Origin of the sequence: Roseobacter cerasinus (assembly GCF_009811755.1) — a bacterium.
GTDB lineage: Bacteria > Pseudomonadota > Alphaproteobacteria > Rhodobacterales > Rhodobacteraceae > Roseobacter > Roseobacter cerasinus.
The window spans coordinates 143,744-160,381 of record NZ_BLIV01000004.1 but is presented as its reverse complement, the minus strand read 5'-3'; the positions used below and the strand labels follow the sequence as shown (position 1 = coordinate 160,381).

Here is a 16,638-nt window from a genome sequence, read left to right as displayed (position 1 = left end):
AATTACAGTCGGATCGAGTATCTCACGAAAATTCTATCGCTGTGGCGTCAGCCGCCCGGAGCTTGCCCTTGCACATAGCCATCCCGCGTCTGCGGGATCTTCATGTCGAGGACATCCCCCGCGATCAGGTTGCGCAGCATCTGCGCCGTGCCGCCACCTATGGTGAACATGCGCGCATCCCGCACCATCCGCTCAATCGGCGACCGGCGCGAATAGCCGCTGGCGCCGTGCAGTTGCAGCGCATCATTTGTCACCTTCACTGCCATTTCCGAAGCGAAGAGCTTGGCCTGCGCGGCCCGAACCGGGTCAGGGAAGCCGCTCGGGTGATCATCGGCGCTTTTTGCCGCGCGCCAGATCAGCAGCCGCGCGGCCTCGATCTGTGTGGCCATATCGGCCAGCATCCACTGTAGCCCTTGAAATTCGGCAAGCGGGCGGCCGAATTGCTGCCGCGCTTTCACATGGGCACAGGCCAGTTCAAAGGCACCCTGTGCCAGCCCGAGCGCCACCGTCGCGGCGCCCACACGCTGCGCATTATAGGCGGTCATCAACCCGGCAAACCCCCGCGCAAGCCCACCCGGCGGGGTGATCAGCCGATCAAGCGGCAACCGCATGCCCTCGAAGTGCAATGCTGTTTCCGGCAGTCCGCGCAGGCCCATGGTCGGCTCGCGCGCGCCGACGCGCAGCCCCGGATCATCCGACACCGCGAGGAAACCACCGATCCCCTTGAACGTGCCATTCTCCACCACACGCGCAAAGACCAGATGCAGCCGGGAGACGCCACCACCGGTGATCCAGTGTTTCTGGCCGGTGATGACCCAGTCATCGCCCTCGCGGCGCGCGGTTGTCTGCATCTCCGTCGCGGCGCTGCCCGCGTCAGGCTCTGTGATGCAGATGGCCGGTTTGTCACCGTTCAGCACGTGCCGGGCCGCCAGTTTCTGCTGTTCAGCGTTGCCATAGGCGAGGATGGCGCCCACAGCGCCCATGTTGCCTTCGACCACGATGCGCCCCGAGGCGCCGCAGCAGCGGGCGAATTCCTCGATCACCAACACCGCGTCGAAACAGCTCAGCCCCGGCCCGCCAAGCGCTTTTGGCACCGTCATGCCCATAAAACCCGCCTTGGTGAGCTGCGCTACAACGTCGGTTGGATAGGCCTCGGTCTGATCGGTGGTGGCGGCTTGCGGCCGCGCCACCGTTTCTGCCAGGGCGCGCGCACGCGCTCTCAGAGCGGCCTGCGCAGACGATAGGGCGAAGGGGGCCGCAAGTGAGGGCTGGTCGAACATGTGCTGGTCCTGAAGTTATGGAATTTTATCTTAGCACATTCACAAATATTCACGATAATGAGTAATTCAGGATATTTACGAGAGTTTATCTCATCTAAAAGGCCCGAAGAAAGGCGCTGACCAGCGGCTTCTCGGGCGCATCGGCAGCGACAAGTGCGCCGACATCCCGCACAAAGGGCGGATCGCCGAAGGGCACGGCTCGCAAACCCGGCCAGGTTCCGTCACTGCCACGACACACGGGTACAATGGAAACACCCAACCCCTCGCGCACCAATGCTTCGATGGCGTCCAGTGAATCGATCTCCATGGTGGCCTTCACCGCAATATCGCGCTGCGACAGGTGCGCCTCAATCGCCCCGCCTGCCCATGTCTTTCGGTTGAACCAGATAAACGGCTGCTCCCGCAGGAGATCTTGCTCTGCGCCCGCAGTGTCCAGAGGCGCGATCACAACCAAAGGCTCGCGCGCGATATGGTGCCAGTGCAGCCCCGGTAGGGGGGCCGGCGGACGCGTGCAGATCGCCACATCCAGTGCGTCATGGGCCAACTGCTGGGCCAGTTGATCTGACGATCCGCTGTGCACGTCTATGACCAAATCCGGATGCTCGGTGCGCAACCCTGCAAGGGCCGCGGGCAGAAAACTGCCCAGAACAGTGGGCACCGCGCCGACGCGCAGGCGTCCACGCACGGACTGCCCGGCCAGCACGTCGGGCGTAAGATCGAAAAGCTTGATGACCCGCCGCGCGTGATCGGCAAGCGCATGCGCCTTGGCGTTCGCCAAGGGCGGGCGCGCATTTCGGTCAAAGAGCGACAGGCCCAACTCCTCCTCCAGCGCCTTGATCTGCAGGCTGACAGCAGAGGGCGACCGCCCGACCACATCACTGGCCGCTGAAAAGGACCCTTCGTCGATCACCGCAAGTAGAATGCGCATTTGCTGAATATTCATGAACTCATCGCCAGGTTAAGGCACGCTCGGCATACAGGACGCATCCAGCAACGCTATGTCATCCCCGGGCTGCGGTCCATCATAGGGTGTGGCGAGATCCCGCCGGTCGGATTTGCCAGGCAGAGAGACGACACAAAAACCTCAGCGCCGTATTTTCGGAGGATTTTCGTCAGTTTCCCTTGAGAACGGCGGCGTTCTGGCACAAATAATGGTGAACTTTGAAGACCGAATAACGAGGAGTTTGCGTGTCTCTCTTCCTGATTGTCGCCTTGCCTTTCCTTGGCGCGCTGCTCCCCGGATTGATGAATTCCGCTGGCCGTCAGGCCTGCGCGGGTCTGACCTTCACAGTCTCATTGACCGCCTTCATCGGGCTGCTGACCAACCTGCCATCGGTTCTGGCGGGTGAGGTTGTAACGGCGCGCGTTGACTGGATCCCGTCGCTGGGTCTGAATTTCACTCTGATGCTCGACGGACTTGGGTTTTTCTTTGCCTTCCTGATCCTTGGAATTGGCCTTCTGATCATCGCCTATGCGCGTTCTTACCTGTCGCGCGACGACAATATGGGCGAGTTTTTCACCTATCTGCTGCTGTTCCAGGGCGCGATGGTGGGCATCGTGCTCAGCGATAACATCCTGCTTCTGCTGGTGTTCTGGGAGCTGACGTCGCTGTCTTCCTTCTTGCTCATCGGCTATTGGAAGCATTTGCCGGAAGGGCGCCAAGGCGCGCGCATGGCACTGACCGTGACCGGCATGGGCGGGCTGGCGATGATCGGGGGCATGCTGATCCTCGGCCAGATTGCAGGCAGCTATGACCTGAGTGTCATCCTGCAGAACCGCGAGCTCATCCAGGCCGACCCGCTTTATGTGCCTGCGCTGCTGCTCATCCTGCTGGGCTGCTTCACGAAGTCGGCACAGTTCCCCTTCCACTTCTGGCTGCCGCACGCCATGGCCGCGCCAACGCCGGTGTCGGCCTATCTGCACTCCGCCACGATGGTAAAGGCAGGGATTTTCCTGATGGCGCGCATGTGGCCGGTGTTGTCGGGTACGCCGGAGTGGTTCGTGATCGTGACCACGGCGGGGCTGATCACCATGTTCATCGGCGCGGTGATCGCGCTCTTTAAACATGACCTCAAGGCGCTGCTGGCCTTCTCAACCGTCAGCCATCTGGGTCTGATCACGATGTTGCTGGGCACCGGGACGACCTTTGGTGCGATGGCCGCTGTCTTCCACATCCTGAACCACGCAACGTTCAAAGCGGCCCTCTTCATGTCCGCAGGCATTGTCGATCATGAAGCACACACGCGCGACATTCGGCGCCTCGGCGGGCTGCGTCACCTGATGCCAATCACCTTCGTGATTGCGACGCTGGCGGCCCTGTCGATGGCGGGCATTCCCTTGCTCAATGGCTTCCTGTCGAAAGAGATGATGCTGGAAGAGGCCACGCACACAGCGCTCTTCGGCGCCTGGTGGCTGGTGCCCGCGCTGGCAACGCTCGGCTCACTCTTCTCCGCCGCCTACTGCTTCCGCCTAATCGGCCACACCTTCCTCGGGCCGGTGCGCGATGACTATCCCACCAAACCGCATGATCCCGGCGCAGGCATGTGGCTGCCCCCGGCGATCCTTGTGATGCTGGTGGTGGTGATCGGGGTCGCACCTTTCCTGGTGCAGGACTTTGTCTTCCTCGTGGCCAAATCGGTGATCGGCGGCGTGGGCGAATTGGAAGTGAAATACATCAAGATCTGGCACGGGCTGGTGCCTGCTCTCTTCATGTCCATCGCGGCCGTTGTCGGCGGCCTGCTGCTCATGGCCATCTTCACGCCGCTCCTGCGGATGTGGGACGCCGCTCCGCGCCCCGAGGCCAAAACGATCTTTGAAGCCATCATCGCCGCGGTGGTCGCACTGGCCGAGCGCCTGATCTACGGGCTGCACAACGGCGCCTTCTCGCGCTATGGCGCGATCATGGCCATCACCGTGATTGGCGCGGGCTATTACGCCTGGGTCACGGGAACAGTCGGCCCGACGACACGTGAGATGCAACCCATGACACCGATGGCTGTCGCCGGGTGGATCATGCTGGTCGCCGCGACGCTTGGGATGGTCTTCCTGCACCGCAACCGCCTGATGTCGCTCATCCTGATCGGAATAGCCGGGCTCATGGTCTCGGTCGGCTTCGTGTTCTTCAGTGCGCCAGATCTTGCGATGACGCAGATCACCGTGGAAGTGGTGACCATCATTCTACTCTTGCTGGCGCTGAACTTCCTGCCCAACCAGACACCGGTGGAAAGCACGGTGATGCGCCGCACCCGCGACGCGGCGATTGCCGTGGCAGGCGGGCTGGCCGCCATGGGTTTGGCCTGGCACTTCCTGCTGCGGGAAGCCGTGACGACGCCGATCTCCGAGTTCCATCTGGCCAACTCCTATAAAGGTGGCGGTGGCACCAATGTGGTGAACGTCATCCTCGTCGACTTCCGGGGCTTTGACACCTATGGCGAGATCATCGTGCTGGGCATTGCCGCCCTGCTGATCTATGCGCTGACCGAGACATTGCTCTCCGGCCCGGTGCGCGCACGCCTGCTCAACCGCAAACCCGATCAGCCGCGCGCGGGTGACATGCACCCAACCATGATGGTGGTGCTGACCCGGGTGATCATGCCGGTTGTGCTGATGGTCGGTTTCTACATCTTCCTGCGCGGGCACAATGAGCCGGGCGGCGGATTCATCGCCGGTCTGGTCGTCTCCATCGCGGTGGTCATGCAGTATATGGCCAGCGGCTTTGGTTGGGCCTCGGCGCGGCTCCGCTATCCCTATCACGGGATCATTGGCGCGGGCGTCCTGATCGCGGGACTGACGGGCATTGGGTCGTGGTTCGTGGCCAAGCCCTTCCTGACTTCCGACTTCACCTATGTGCGCATTCCGCCGTTTCAGGAGTTCGAACTGGCCACGGCGGCGCTCTTTGACCTTGGCGTGTTCCTCGCCGTCGTCGGCGCGGTGATGCTCTCGCTCGAAAGCTTCTCGCGCCTCGCCCGGCGCGCTCACGTCAAGGATTCCGAACACCCGATGGACATCGACCCCTCCCGAGATGATACGCAACCGGCCGTCGTGAAGGAGGGCGTGTGACATGGAATTGCTTGTCGCTTCCGCAATCGGCGTCCTGACAGCGGGCGGCATCTATCTGATGCTCCGGTTGCGCACCTTCCCGGTGATCCTGGGCATCTCGCTGCTGACCTACGCGGTGAACGTCTTTCTGTTTGCCTCCGGTCGGCTGGCCATCGGGGGCCCACCGATCCTGCGGGACGGGGTGGAGTTTTACTCCGACCCGCTGCCGCAGGCGCTGGTGCTGACGGCCATTGTGATCTCCTTCGGCATGACCGCTGTGGTCGTGATGATCGCGCTTGGCGCCTATCTGGGGGCTGATGACGACCGAGTGGATGACCCGGCCGAGACCGAACGGGGAGACGCCACATGACCCACTGGATCATTGCCCCCGTTGTTCTGCCCGCCCTGCTGGCGCCCTTCATCGTATTGGCGGCGCGCTATCACATCGGCATCCAGCGGGTCTTTTCTGTCGCCGGTGTCGTGGCACTCATCGCGATTGCCGCCGGGCTGATGTGGCAGGCCTCTGATGGCACCATCACGCTTTACCAACTGGGCGATTGGGCCGCACCCTTCGGTATTGTCGTGGTGGCGGATCGTCTGTCCACGATGATGGTAATGCTCACCTCGGTGCTGGCGCTCTTTGTTCTGCTTTATGCCATCGGGTCCGAATGGGACAATCGCGGACGGCATTTCCATGCACTCTTTCAGTTCCAGCTGATGGGGATCATGGGCGCGTTCCTGACCGGCGACCTCTTCAACCTATTCGTCTTCTTCGAAGTGCTGCTGATCGCCTCCTACGGGCTGATGATCCACGCAGGCGGCAACGCGCGACTGCGCGCGGGCGTGCAATATGTGCTGTTCAATCTGCTTGGCTCGACGTTGTTTCTCTTTGCGCTCGGCTCGATCTATGCGGAGACGGGCACGCTGAACATGGCCGATCTCGCACAGCGGGTGACCCTGATCGACCCGGAGGAGACAGTGGGCATCCGGCTCGCCGCCGTGCTATTGCTGCTGGTCTTTGCGATCAAGGCGGCGGTGCTGCCGTTACATTTCTGGCTGCCGTCGAGCTATGCGGAGGCGCCCGCGCCTGTCGCGGCGCTCTTCGCGATCATGACCAAGGTGGGCGCCTATGCAATCATCCGCGTCTACACCATGGTGTTCAGCCCGGATCTGGAGGTGACCGCCGGGTTGCACACCACCTGGCTGCTGCCTGCGGCGCTGGCCTCATTGGCCATAGGCATGATCGGCATCCTCGCCGCTCGGCACTTCGACCGGTTGGTGGCCTTTGCGGTCATCGGATCGATGGGTATGGTGATGGTGTCCATCTCGCTCTTTACACCCACCAGCATCACCGCAGCGCTCTATTATACCGTGCATTCGACGCTGGCCGCCGCCGCGTTGTTCCTGATTGTCGATCTGGTCCGCAGCGGGCGCGCCGACTTGCGGTTGATCGCACAGCCGGTGGTTCCCGGAGCGGTGCTGACCTCGGCGCTGTTTTTTGCCGCCGCTATCGCCATGGCGGGCCTGCCGCCGCTGTCGGGTTTCCTCGGCAAATTGCTGGTGCTGGATGCGGCCTTTGATTCCACCTCAGCGGTCTGGATCTGGGCCGTCGTGCTCATCTCCAGCCTGATCGCGGTTGTTGGTTTTTCGCGCGCGGGCAGCGTGCTCTTCTGGAAAGCCAAAGCCACGCCTGCGCCAGAGGACGAGGCGGAGACAGCCCCCGCTCCCGCGACGCTCTCCTACGTGGCGGTCGGCGGGCTTCTGGCCCTGCTGGTCGCGCATACCGTTTTTGCCGGACCCGCAACCCGCTACATGACGGCGGTCTCAGATCAGCTCTTCAACCCGGGGCCATACATCTCAACGGTGCTGGAGACCCCCGGCAAGCTGAACAAACCGAAGGAGGGATACTGACATGAACGCCTTCCGTTGGCTGCTGCCACACCCCCTGCTGACATTGATCCTGGCGGTCGTTTGGACCTTGCTGCAAAACGAGGTCTCCGCAGGGATGGTCGTCTTCGGCATCATCCTCGGCGTCATCATCCCTTGGGTCACCTCGGCCTGGTGGCCCGAGCCGCCCAAGTCCTTCCATCTGGGCCGCATGATCACCTACAGCATCATGGTCATCTGGGACATCATGGTGGCCAATGTCGAGGTCGCATGGATTGTCCTGACCAAGCCCAACGCCAAGCTGAAACCCGCCTGGATCGTTGTACCTTTGGAGCTGAAACAGCCCGAGGCGATCACCATTCTTGCGGGCACCATCACCCTGACGCCCGGCACCGTGTCGGCGGATCTGTCGGACGAAGGGCACAGCCTGCTGGTGCATGTGCTGCACACCGATGACCCCGATGCCGTGCGGGACGATATCAAGTCGCGCTACGAGCGTCGGTTGAAGGAGATTTTCGCATGAGCTTTGCCACACAACTGATGGACACGGCGCTGATCATCGCCTTTGTCGTGGCGGTTCTGGCGCAGATCATGTCGATGATCCGGCTGGTGCTGGGGCCCTCAACCGGCGACCGTATCCTCGCACTCGACACGATGGTGGTGAACGCCATTGGCCTCATAGTGCTTCTGGGCATCGCGCAGGGCGTGCGCATCTATTTCGAGGTGTCGCTGATCATCGCGATGCTGGGGTTTGTCTCGACCGTCGCCTACGCGCGATTTGTCCTGCGGGGAGATATCATCGAATGACCGGGGAGATCATCCTGACCTATGCCATCGCGATCAGCCTGCTGGTCGGATCGATCTTTGCACTTGTGGGCGCCATCGGGCTCTTGAAGTTCAACGATTCCATGACCCGCCTGCACGCGCCCACCAAAGTGGGCACCGTCGGTATTGGCGCGTTTCTGTTGGCCTCGATGCTCTATTCCTTCACCTATGGCGAAGGGTCGATGCATGAGCTGCTGATCATGGCCTTTCTCTTCGTGACGGCGCCGATCTCGGCGAACTTCATGGCCAAGGTGAACATCCACCGCCGCGCCTGTGACACCCCGCCCGAGCCGCCGCGCGATGACACCTGGTCAACCCTGAATGTCCCCGAGGAGGACAAGCACATGGAGGGCGATAGCGCCAAGCCGTCATCCACCGCTGGCTGACACCCCACCAGCGTGCGCGTCGACCAGACACTTCATGAACTCTTCGGTTTTCCGGTCTGAGGCAGGTTTTCTGCGCACGATACCGGCAAAGGTTGTGGAATACCGCGTATCCCCCGGCGCGACAGCCCGGACAATGCCCTTGCGCAGGAAGGTCTCGGCCACATGATCGGCCAGATAGCCCAGATAGCGCCCCGACTGGATCAGCAGCGAGAGCGCTTCTTCCTCCTGCACCCGTGCCGCGCGCCGCAAGCCCAGGCCTTGCCCGGCCATCATGTTGGGTGAGTTGAACGCGTAGCCTGCATATTTGTACTGCGCCAGATCCAGGTCGGCGGCTCGCGCCGTAAGGTCCGCCTCGAACAGAGGGTGCCCTTCCCCGCAATAGAGGGTCATATGCTCTTCATAGAGCGGCGTGTAACTCAGCGCAGTGGATTGGCGATGGATCGGCGCAATTGCGACATCCAGACTGCCATCGGTGACCCGCGCCTCCAGCACACTGGGTGTCGCAAGCGCAATCTCAAACGACACGTCAGGTGCCACCGCGTCAAATGCGCGGATCGCCTCATGCACCAGCGCGCCTGGGTTGGTCGTCGACTGGTCAAACAAACCCAGACGCAACGTGCCGGTCAGATGTGTATGGATATTGTCGATCCGCGCCTGAAACCCGTCAATCGCCGCCAACAGGTCATGCGCGGCATCCAGAACCTGCTTGCCCTCCGGCGTCAATGAGAATCCCGCGGGGCCGCGATTGCAGAGTTTGAGCCCGATGCGCAGCTCCAGATCCGAGATATGTTTGGAAATAGTCGACCGGCCAATGTTCAGCTCAAGCTCGGAGGCCGCGAATCCCCCGCACTCGGTCACGGTGATGAAAACGCGGATCAGCCGAATGTCGACGTCGCTTAAGGACCGTAAGAGTGCGCGTTTGGCCATTCAAGGTTTCTATTTTAGCAAACTATAGTTGATCATGTTGCCGGTTATCAAACCCTATACAAGCTTTACTCTTGTGCGTACCATGAGAACCGCAGGCATCGCAGATGCAAGCCAACAGGGAACAGGGAGACAATAAATGTCAATAAAACCCCCACTATCTGATCTGCCTATCAAGACCGCTGACAGCGGTTTTTATAGGGGATTCAGTGTTAACGTTACGGTCGTCAGTAAGATCATCATCAGTACACTGGTGGTTTGGTGTATTGTCTGGCCAACTGAGGCTGGCACTATTCTGGGCAACTGGAATACCGCCATCCTCGCGCAATTCGCAGCCTGGTACATCTGGGTTGTGACCGCTTTTGTGATCGTCTGCATCGGTCTGGCGATCTGGCCAGCCGCCGGGCGGCTGAATTTGGGGACCGAAGGTGAAAAACCTGAGTTCTCCAATTTCTCATGGTTTTCCATGATGTTCGGCGCCGGTATCGGTGTCGGCATGCTGACATGGGCCGTGGCGGAGCCGGTCGCACACTTCAAGAACAACCCTTCGGTCATTCAGGGCGTCACAACGGCCCTGGATGCGGATAACGTGCGTACGGCCTATGTGTGGTCCTACCTGCACTGGGGGCTTGGCGCCTGGGCCTGTTACGCGATTGCCGGCCTTGCGCTGGCCTTCTTCAGCTACCGCCGTGGGCTGCCGCTGACGATCCGCTCGTCGCTGACACCGCTCTTCGGCAAGTCGTTGTCGGGAAATGCGGGCCACCTCATCGATATCGTTGCTGTCGTGGCCACTATTCTCGGTGTTGCCCAAACTTTGGGCTTTGGGGTTGAACAATTTGTCGCCGGCCTCACACGGATCGGTATCGGCGGTCTTGCGCTGGAAGACGGATCGGCAACAACCCTGGGCATCGTGATCGCCCTTCTGGTGATCATGGGGGCCTCGACCCTGTCGGCGCTGTCCGGTGTCGGGAAAGGCATCAAGTGGCTGTCGAACATCAACATGGTGTTGTCGATCTTCCTGCTGGGCTTCTTCATCATCTTCGGGGCAACCTGGTTTGGTGCCATGGCCTTCTTTGTAGGCATCTGGGACTACCTGATCGCGCTGCCTTGGCTGAGCTTCAACGTCTACAGCTCTGATGGCGTCGAAGGGTCCGAAGCCTTCCTGCTCACGCAATGGCAGGGTTGGTGGCCGGTGTTCTACTGGGCCTGGTGGATTGCCTTTGCTCCGTTTGTGGGTCTGTTCCTCGCACGCATCTCGCGCGGTCGCAGCATCCGCGAATTCGTGCTGGGTGCGATGATCGTACCGTCGCTGATGTGCTTTGTCTGGTTCGCATGGGCCGGTGGCACAGCCATTGATCTTGAACTCAATGGCGGCGCAAACGGCCTGATCCTGGATGCGGCCAACGGGGACAAGATCTTTGCGATGACCGAGTTCATGCTCGCGCCGATTGCACAGTTCCTGGCCTGGGGCATGGCTGTGATCATCGTTGTCCTGCTGATGACCTTCCTGGTGACCTCAGCGGACTCCGCCGTGCTGATCGTGAACACGATCAACGCAGCGGGTGACGAGGGCCCCAAGGCGCGTCCGCACATCCTCTTCTGGGGCGCTGCACTGGCGCTTGTGGTCGGCGGGTTGCTGATCTCTGGCGGCACCGGGGCCATTCAGACCGCGATGGTGATCGGGGCGCTGCCCTTCTCCATCGTGATGGCGCTGATGTGCATTGCCTTGATCAAGGCGATCTTCAACGACGGCCGTCGCGAAGCAGCTGGCGTCCCGACAACCTTCGATCAGATCGACGAGGATATGTCTGCAAGCCCTGCTGAGTAAGCTGGCCTGAAAAGATTGGAAAAGCCCCGCCCTGTGCGGGGCTTTTTACGTTTGGCCTTCACTGATGCGTCGGCGTGACGCGCGGCGTGTCTGAACCTGCCGCCGCACAAAGGCTGCCAAAAAGAACGCTGTCAGAACCAGCACAATCGTCGGCGCGGGCGCGCTATCGAGAAAGAAGCTGGCGTAAGTGCCCAGCAGCATAGAACCCATGCAAATCAGCACCGAGAGCCACAACATGGTGGAGAATTTACGCACCAGCAGGAAGGCGATGGCACCCGGCGCAATCAACAGTCCAATGGCGAGGATCAGACCCGCTGCCGACAGCGTCGCCACAATCGTCAGCGAAAGACCCGCCAGCAATCCATAGTGCAGCGCCTTGACCGGCAGGCCAGACGCCTGCGCCTGCGCGGGATCGAAGCTCTGCAACAGCAGGTCTTTCCACTTCAACACAAGCATGGCAGCGACAACTGCCGAAATGATTGCGGCTGTCCGCAGCTCATGCGGCTCCACCCCCAGCATATTGCCAAAGAGGATGTGATCGAGATGCGCATTGGTCTCGACCGCGACATAAAGCACGATCCCGAGGCCAAACATGCCGGAGAAGACGACGCCCATCACCGTGTCTTCCTTCACCCGGCTGTTGCTGGAGAGATAGCCCGTGGCCACCGCACAGGTCATACCCGCCGCGAAGGCGCCAAGCAGCAGCGGGATGCCAAAGATATAGGCCAACACAATCCCCGGCAGCACCGCATGGCTGACCGCATCGCCCATCAGCGCCCAGCCTTTCATCACCAGAAAACACGACAGCAGCGCGGTGGGAACAGACACGATGATCGAGATCAGAAAGGCGTTCTGCATGAAGCCAAAGGCGAAGGGCTGCAGCAGGGTTTGCGTGTCCATCAGGCGGCCTCTTCCGTCAGGGGGTGTCGGGACCGGCGCCGCGCGGCCAGAAGCCCATGTTTGGGTGCAAAGACAAAGGCCAAGAGGAAGATCAGCGTTTGCAGGGTCACGATGATCCCGCCTGTGGCGCCGTCGAGAAAATAGCTGATGTAGGCGCCCGCAAAGCTGCTGCCCGCGCCGATGGCGACGGATGTGGCGATCAGACGCGGAAAGCGATCGCAGAGCAGATAGGCCGTGGCCCCCGGTGTGACTACCATGGCGATCACCAGAAAGGCCCCCACGGTTTGCATGGCGGCGACAACGCTGGCTGACAGAAGCATGAAAAAGATCGCCTTCAGCAAGCCGGGCCGCAACCCGATGGCCCGCGCGTGGTTCTCGTCGAAGAACGTCACCATCAGGTCTTTCCACTTGAGCAGAAGCACGGTCAGAGAAATCACCCCGATCAGGACCAGCTGCACCGTGTCCTCCGGCGTGATGGCCAGGATATTGCCCATGGTGATTGTCTGGATTGAGACGGAAATGGGGTTCAGCGAGACGATGAACAGCCCCAAGCCAAAGAAGGACGTGAAGATCAGGCCGATGATCACATCCGGTTTAAGACCGGAGCGTTCGGACAGGAACAACATCGCACCCGCCGCCAGCCCGCCTGCGATAAACGCGCCCAGGGCGAAGGGCAGGCCCAGCAGGTAGGCGCCCGCCACTCCGGGCACCACCGAATGCGACAACGCGTCGCCGATCAGTGACCAGCCCTTGAGCATCAGATAGGCTGACAGAAAGGCACAGACCCCGCCAACCAGGGCAGAGACCCACATGGCGTTGGTCATATAGCTATAGCCAAACGGCTCCAGCAGCAGCTCGATCATCCGCCTTGGTCCGTGCGCTGGGTCTTGTCGCCGTATTGCACGAAAGGGCGCTCGTCATCGGTAAAGATGGTGACCTCACGCGCGTCTTCGTCGTCATGCAGGGTTGTGCCGCCCAGAGTGAAGTGCCGCAGAACGCCGCCAAAGGCTTTCTCAAGGTTCTCGCGGGTAAAGGTCGTCTCAGTTAACCCGTGGCACAGCACGGTGCCCTTTACCAGGATCGTCCGGTCACAGAACTCCGGTACCGACCCGAGGTTATGCGTCGAGACCAGCATGACCCGCCCCTCGGCCCGCAGATCACGCAACAGCGCCACGATCTGCTCTTCGGTTTTCACGTCCACGCCAGTGAAGGGCTCGTCCAGCAGGATCACCTGTCCATCCTGCGCCAGCGCGCGGGCGAGAAACACGCGCTTGCGCTGCCCGCCCGAGAGCTCGCCGATCTGACGGTGGCGATAGTCTTGCATGTTCACGCGGGCCAAGGCCTGATCCACCGCGTCATGATCCGCCTGCCGGGGGCGGCGCAGAAAGCCCATATGGCCATAGCGGCCCATCATCACGACGTCTTCAACCAACACCGGGAAGGCCCAGTCAACCTCCTCGGACTGCGGGACGTAAGCGACAAGATTGCGGCGCAACGCCTCGCGCACGCTCAGGCCCAGAATGGAAATCTGCCCTTTGGAGGCGGGCACAAACCCCATGATAGCCTTGAAGAGCGTTGATTTGCCCGCGCCGTTCACCCCCACCAGCGCCGTGACCGTACCGCGCGGAATGTCGAAACTGGCATCCCACAAGGCGGTGTGGCCGTTGCGATAGGTCACGGTCACGTCCTCAGCCGCAAGGCCGACACCACCGTTGACCTCGTCGGGCGGTGTCGAAGGGTCGGCGATGTCGTCACGCATGGGCTTGTCCTCATCCCAGGATGGCTGGGCGCGCCAGGCCAAGCCGGATGGCAGACCTATCCCCTGCACATAGCCCTCCGATCCGCGACGATCAATTGATCGCCTCCTGCAAGCCTTCGGCCACCGTGCGCGAGGTGACGGTGAGCAGGTCCAGATAGGTGGGCACCGGGCCATCGGGGTCGCTTAGACTGTCGACATAGAGCACCCCGCCATAGGCCACGCCGGTTTCACGCGCGACCTGCTCGGCCGGTGCCGTGTTCACGGTGCTTTCGCAGAAGACGACCGGAATATCATTGCCGCGCACCCCATCGATCACCGCGCGCACCTGCTGTGGCGTGCCAACCTGATCGGCGTTCATCGGCCAGAGATACAGCTCCTTCATAGCAAAATCACGGGCCAGATAGCTGAACGCACCCTCACACGTCACCAACCAGCGCCGGTCCGCCGGGATCTCAGCCACCGCCACACGCAGCGGCTCGATCGTAGCGCGCAGCGCGTCCTTGTAACGAGCGGCGTTTGCGGCGTAGGTCTCCGCGTTCTCCGGATCAGCTTCAGACAGAGCCCTAACGATATTATCAATATAGATCAGCGCATTATCCAGCCCCATCCAGGCGTGCGGGTTGGGTTTGCCCTCGTAAGACCCTGACGCAATGGAGATTGGGTCGATCCCCTCGGTCAGCGTCGCCGAAGGAATATCAGCCATATTCGACAGGAACTGCTCAAACCAAAGCTCAAGGTTCATGCCGTTCCATAGGATCAGATCGGCATCGGAGGCGCGCACGATGTCCTGTGGGGTCGGTTCATAGCCGTGGATTTCTGCCCCCGGCTTGGTGATTGACACCACCTCTGCAGCGTCCCCCGCAACGTTGGAGGCCATGTCAGCCAGTACCGTAAAGGTGGTGACCACCTTGATCTTGTCATCTGCCCAGCCTCCGGTGGCGGCGACTAGCGACAGGGCCAGCGCAGAACAGGCTGTATAGAGGGATCGCGGCATTTGTCTCTCCTTTGGATCAACTGTAGTCCAAACGCCTGTAAATGCAAATCAGTCGCAACTGTCAAGCGATTTGCGAATGATTCTCAATTAAGCTAGACCTCTGCGGCTTTTGGCAGAACCAGCAAATAGGTATCCATAATCCAGCCATGGCGGGCACGGGCTGCCCTGCGCGCCTGCAGAATGCGCGGGGTTGCCTCGGCGAGCGGGCCGCTCTCCACTATCTGCTCGGACATGCCGAGATACGCGCCCCAGAAAATCTCGGCGCCCGGGATATCAAGGGTTTGAAACCCCGCCTCCCCATCCAGCATGACAACCAGCCGCTCCGCGCCCTCCGGCCAACCCTGGTCGCGCAACTGGCGGCCTGTTGTAATGTGAATAGGGCCGTTCACGGCATTGAGGGGGATGGCATGCGCCGCCGTCAGCGCTTGAATGGCCGTAATGCCGGGGATCACGCGGATGTCGGGCACAGGGTGTAGCCGCTGCGCAATCCGCAGCGTGCTGTCGTAGAGCGAGGGATCCCCCCAGACCAGCAGCGCCACCGGACCTTCCGGGGCAACCTCGGCCACAGCCGACTGCCAGCGTCGTGCAATCTCATCATGCCACTGGGTCACGCGCTCAAGATACGGCAAGGCCGGGTCCCGCTCGGGGTAGTTGAAGCGGACAAGTCTGGCCGTGGACCCCGACGCCTCGATGATCCGGTAGCGCAACTCGGCCAGATCATCCTTGCCTTCCCCCTTGTGCGGAACAAGGATCACCGACGCGTCGCGCAGCGCCTGCATGCCCTCTCCCGTCACATGCAGCGGCGATCCGGTTCCGATGCCGATCAGCCAAAGTGTCTGGATCATGGCCCGCCCACAAAAAAAGCCCGGCCCCCGCGTGGGGTCCGGGCCGGTCGCAGTGTCAGATCACGCGACCCGGTAGAGACGCGCCGTGAAGAGCCCATCAGGCAGGCGCGACCGCAGCGCCTTTGCCGCGGCCAGTACTGCAAGATCCGCAATCGGTTCGATCAGGACGACAAGCATGTAGGCCGCTCCGAAGGTGAGGACGGACTGCGCCGTTTCGGCACCAATGCCCTGACCATAGAAAGCCCAGAAGGCCACCCAGGCCACAACCCCGCCCTGATAAAGGGCTGACAGCTTGAAGACATCCGCATAGGCCAGATCCACATAGGCCCGGTCTTGCGGGATGAACCGCTGCGCCAGCGCCGAGATCGCAAAGAGCGGCACCAGCAGTGTCGTGACATTGACGAAAAACATCGGCAAATCGCTGGGCGCGAAGAACGCCCCCTGGATGAGCAGACCAAGCGCAAGGCCCAGAGCTGCGGGCGCCGCACCCATCAGCAGAAAGAGCGTGGTGCCAAGAATGAAGTGCACTTCCGAAACGCCCACCGGGAAATGCGGCAGCACCTCAAAGAAGATAAACGTGCCAACGGCGGCCAACGCGGTCCGCACCGCGAACGAGCCTGCACTGTGAGTCTTGAGATCCTGAAGCGCGAGTTTGGCCGTATAGCCAGCCGCCCCTGCTGCCGTGGCATAGGCGAAGGCCATTTTGGCCCCATCAACGACACCGGGTTCGATATGCATGTCTGATCCTTTCTGCGCTGCCCCTCCGGCAGCAAAATGCCCGTGATGTCACGGGGTATGAGTGTGGCACAGCAGGTCTCCTGACTTGCGGGTCGCTGCACCCCGGTCCTTCCCAGCCTTTGGCCAGTGGATTGTCCGGAGTACTCACCGCTTACAGTTGCGGGGGCAGTCTGAGACTTTCACTCAGTTCCCTTTTCAGCCACGAGTCGTGGCACTGTGCCTACAGTCCTAACT

At 61.3% G+C, this 16,638-nt stretch carries 16 protein-coding genes and 1 riboswitch; of the genes, 7 read left to right on the top strand and 9 right to left on the bottom strand.

What is annotated here, in order from left to right; genetic code table 11:
- Nucleotides 1-47: 47 nt before the first annotated feature.
- Nucleotides 48-1,280 (bottom strand): 3-sulfinopropanoyl-CoA desulfinase, encoded by a 1,233-nt coding sequence (acdA, locus tag So717_RS11805; protein ID WP_159977492.1) that lies wholly within the window; start codon nucleotides 1,278-1,280, stop codon nucleotides 48-50.
- A 94-nt stretch (nucleotides 1,281-1,374) separates the two neighbouring features.
- On the bottom strand, nucleotides 1,375-2,223 hold the full coding sequence (locus tag So717_RS11800) for a LysR family transcriptional regulator (protein WP_159977490.1): 849 nt from the start codon (nucleotides 2,221-2,223) through the stop codon (nucleotides 1,375-1,377).
- Nucleotides 2,224-2,468: 245 nt separating this feature from the next.
- Here So717_RS11800 and So717_RS11795 point away from each other — a divergent pair, with 245 nt between their 5' ends.
- Genes So717_RS11795 through So717_RS11770 form a run of 6 tightly spaced genes read left to right on the top strand, consistent with a single transcriptional unit; the run spans nucleotide 2,469 to nucleotide 8,416 of the window.
- Nucleotides 2,469-5,339, top strand: coding sequence for a monovalent cation/H+ antiporter subunit A (locus tag So717_RS11795; protein WP_159977488.1), 2,871 nt, complete (start codon nucleotides 2,469-2,471; stop codon nucleotides 5,337-5,339).
- 1 nt (nucleotide 5,340) lies between these two features.
- Nucleotides 5,341-5,688: a Na+/H+ antiporter subunit C gene (locus So717_RS11790; RefSeq protein WP_159977486.1), complete on the top strand. Its 348-nt coding sequence runs from the start codon at nucleotides 5,341-5,343 to the stop codon at nucleotides 5,686-5,688.
- Nucleotides 5,685-7,229, top strand: coding sequence for a monovalent cation/H+ antiporter subunit D (locus tag So717_RS11785; protein ID WP_159977484.1), 1,545 nt, complete (start codon nucleotides 5,685-5,687; stop codon nucleotides 7,227-7,229). The genes So717_RS11790 and So717_RS11785 overlap by 4 nt, the downstream gene beginning before the upstream one ends.
- Before the next feature lies 1 nt (nucleotide 7,230).
- A complete protein-coding gene (locus tag So717_RS11780; protein WP_159977482.1) occupies nucleotides 7,231-7,728 on the top strand; it encodes a Na+/H+ antiporter subunit E in 498 nt (165 codons plus the stop codon).
- Nucleotides 7,725-8,012 carry a K+/H+ antiporter subunit F gene (locus So717_RS11775; RefSeq protein WP_159977480.1) on the top strand — a complete coding sequence of 96 codons (288 nt, stop codon included), beginning with the start codon at nucleotides 7,725-7,727 and terminating at the stop codon, nucleotides 8,010-8,012. Before So717_RS11780 ends, So717_RS11775 begins: the two co-directional genes overlap by 4 nt.
- On the top strand, nucleotides 8,009-8,416 hold the full coding sequence (locus So717_RS11770) for a Na+/H+ antiporter subunit G (RefSeq protein WP_159977478.1): 408 nt from the start codon (nucleotides 8,009-8,011) through the stop codon (nucleotides 8,414-8,416). Before So717_RS11775 ends, So717_RS11770 begins: the two co-directional genes overlap by 4 nt.
- Here the strand turns inward: So717_RS11770 and So717_RS11765 are convergent.
- Complete coding sequence (locus tag So717_RS11765; protein ID WP_159977476.1) at nucleotides 8,399-9,343, bottom strand: LysR family transcriptional regulator; 945 nt, start codon at nucleotides 9,341-9,343, stop codon at nucleotides 8,399-8,401. The genes So717_RS11770 and So717_RS11765 overlap by 18 nt on opposite strands.
- A gap of 136 nt (nucleotides 9,344-9,479) precedes the next feature.
- Here So717_RS11765 and So717_RS11760 point away from each other — a divergent pair, with 136 nt between their 5' ends.
- Complete coding sequence (locus So717_RS11760) at nucleotides 9,480-11,168, top strand: BCCT family transporter (RefSeq protein ID WP_159977474.1); 1,689 nt, start codon at nucleotides 9,480-9,482, stop codon at nucleotides 11,166-11,168.
- Nucleotides 11,169-11,213: 45 nt separating this feature from the next.
- Here So717_RS11760 and So717_RS11755 read toward each other — a convergent pair whose 3' ends face one another.
- From So717_RS11755 to So717_RS11730, 6 genes are all read right to left on the bottom strand, one after another.
- On the bottom strand, nucleotides 11,214-12,068 hold the full coding sequence (locus So717_RS11755; protein WP_159977472.1) for a metal ABC transporter permease: 855 nt from the start codon (nucleotides 12,066-12,068) through the stop codon (nucleotides 11,214-11,216).
- Nucleotides 12,068-12,931, bottom strand: coding sequence for a metal ABC transporter permease (locus So717_RS11750; RefSeq protein WP_174239040.1), 864 nt, complete (start codon nucleotides 12,929-12,931; stop codon nucleotides 12,068-12,070). The genes So717_RS11755 and So717_RS11750 overlap by 1 nt, the downstream gene beginning before the upstream one ends.
- A complete protein-coding gene (locus So717_RS11745) occupies nucleotides 12,928-13,827 on the bottom strand; it encodes a manganese/iron ABC transporter ATP-binding protein (protein ID WP_159977470.1) in 900 nt (299 codons plus the stop codon). Before So717_RS11745 ends, So717_RS11750 begins: the two co-directional genes overlap by 4 nt.
- 91 nt (nucleotides 13,828-13,918) lie before the next feature.
- Entirely contained in the window at nucleotides 13,919-14,821 is a 903-nt protein-coding gene (locus So717_RS11740; protein WP_159977468.1) for a metal ABC transporter substrate-binding protein, read from the bottom strand.
- Between the two features lie 92 nt (nucleotides 14,822-14,913).
- The gene (gene cobF / locus So717_RS11735; protein ID WP_159977466.1) at nucleotides 14,914-15,666 is read right to left on the bottom strand and encodes a precorrin-6A synthase (deacetylating); all 753 of its coding nucleotides are present in this window, start codon (nucleotides 15,664-15,666) and stop codon (nucleotides 14,914-14,916) included.
- Between the two features lie 60 nt (nucleotides 15,667-15,726).
- Nucleotides 15,727-16,404 (bottom strand): energy-coupling factor ABC transporter permease, encoded by a 678-nt coding sequence (locus So717_RS11730; protein WP_159977464.1) that lies wholly within the window; start codon nucleotides 16,402-16,404, stop codon nucleotides 15,727-15,729.
- A gap of 53 nt (nucleotides 16,405-16,457) precedes the next feature.
- Nucleotides 16,458-16,638: riboswitch (cobalamin riboswitch) on the bottom strand.

Coding starts and splice junctions, on each gene's coding strand:
- acdA (WP_159977492.1), bottom strand. CDS start 1,280: ATGTTCGACCAGCCCTCACTTGCGGCCCCCTTCGCCCTATCGTCTGCG.
- So717_RS11745 (WP_159977470.1), bottom strand. CDS start 13,827: ATGCGTGACGACATCGCCGACCCTTCGACACCGCCCGACGAGGTCAAC.
- So717_RS11760 (WP_159977474.1), top strand. CDS start 9,480: ATGTCAATAAAACCCCCACTATCTGATCTGCCTATCAAGACCGCTGAC.
- So717_RS11755 (WP_159977472.1), bottom strand. CDS start 12,068: ATGGACACGCAAACCCTGCTGCAGCCCTTCGCCTTTGGCTTCATGCAG.
- cobF (WP_159977466.1), bottom strand. CDS start 15,666: ATGATCCAGACACTTTGGCTGATCGGCATCGGAACCGGATCGCCGCTG.
- So717_RS11780 (WP_159977482.1), top strand. CDS start 7,231: ATGAACGCCTTCCGTTGGCTGCTGCCACACCCCCTGCTGACATTGATC.
- So717_RS11775 (WP_159977480.1), top strand. CDS start 7,725: ATGAGCTTTGCCACACAACTGATGGACACGGCGCTGATCATCGCCTTT.
- So717_RS11730 (WP_159977464.1), bottom strand. CDS start 16,404: ATGCATATCGAACCCGGTGTCGTTGATGGGGCCAAAATGGCCTTCGCC.
- So717_RS11740 (WP_159977468.1), bottom strand. CDS start 14,821: ATGCCGCGATCCCTCTATACAGCCTGTTCTGCGCTGGCCCTGTCGCTA.
- So717_RS11790 (WP_159977486.1), top strand. CDS start 5,341: ATGGAATTGCTTGTCGCTTCCGCAATCGGCGTCCTGACAGCGGGCGGC.
- So717_RS11785 (WP_159977484.1), top strand. CDS start 5,685: ATGACCCACTGGATCATTGCCCCCGTTGTTCTGCCCGCCCTGCTGGCG.
- So717_RS11765 (WP_159977476.1), bottom strand. CDS start 9,343: ATGGCCAAACGCGCACTCTTACGGTCCTTAAGCGACGTCGACATTCGG.
- So717_RS11750 (WP_174239040.1), bottom strand. CDS start 12,931: ATGATCGAGCTGCTGCTGGAGCCGTTTGGCTATAGCTATATGACCAAC.
- So717_RS11800 (WP_159977490.1), bottom strand. CDS start 2,223: ATGAATATTCAGCAAATGCGCATTCTACTTGCGGTGATCGACGAAGGG.
- So717_RS11770 (WP_159977478.1), top strand. CDS start 8,009: ATGACCGGGGAGATCATCCTGACCTATGCCATCGCGATCAGCCTGCTG.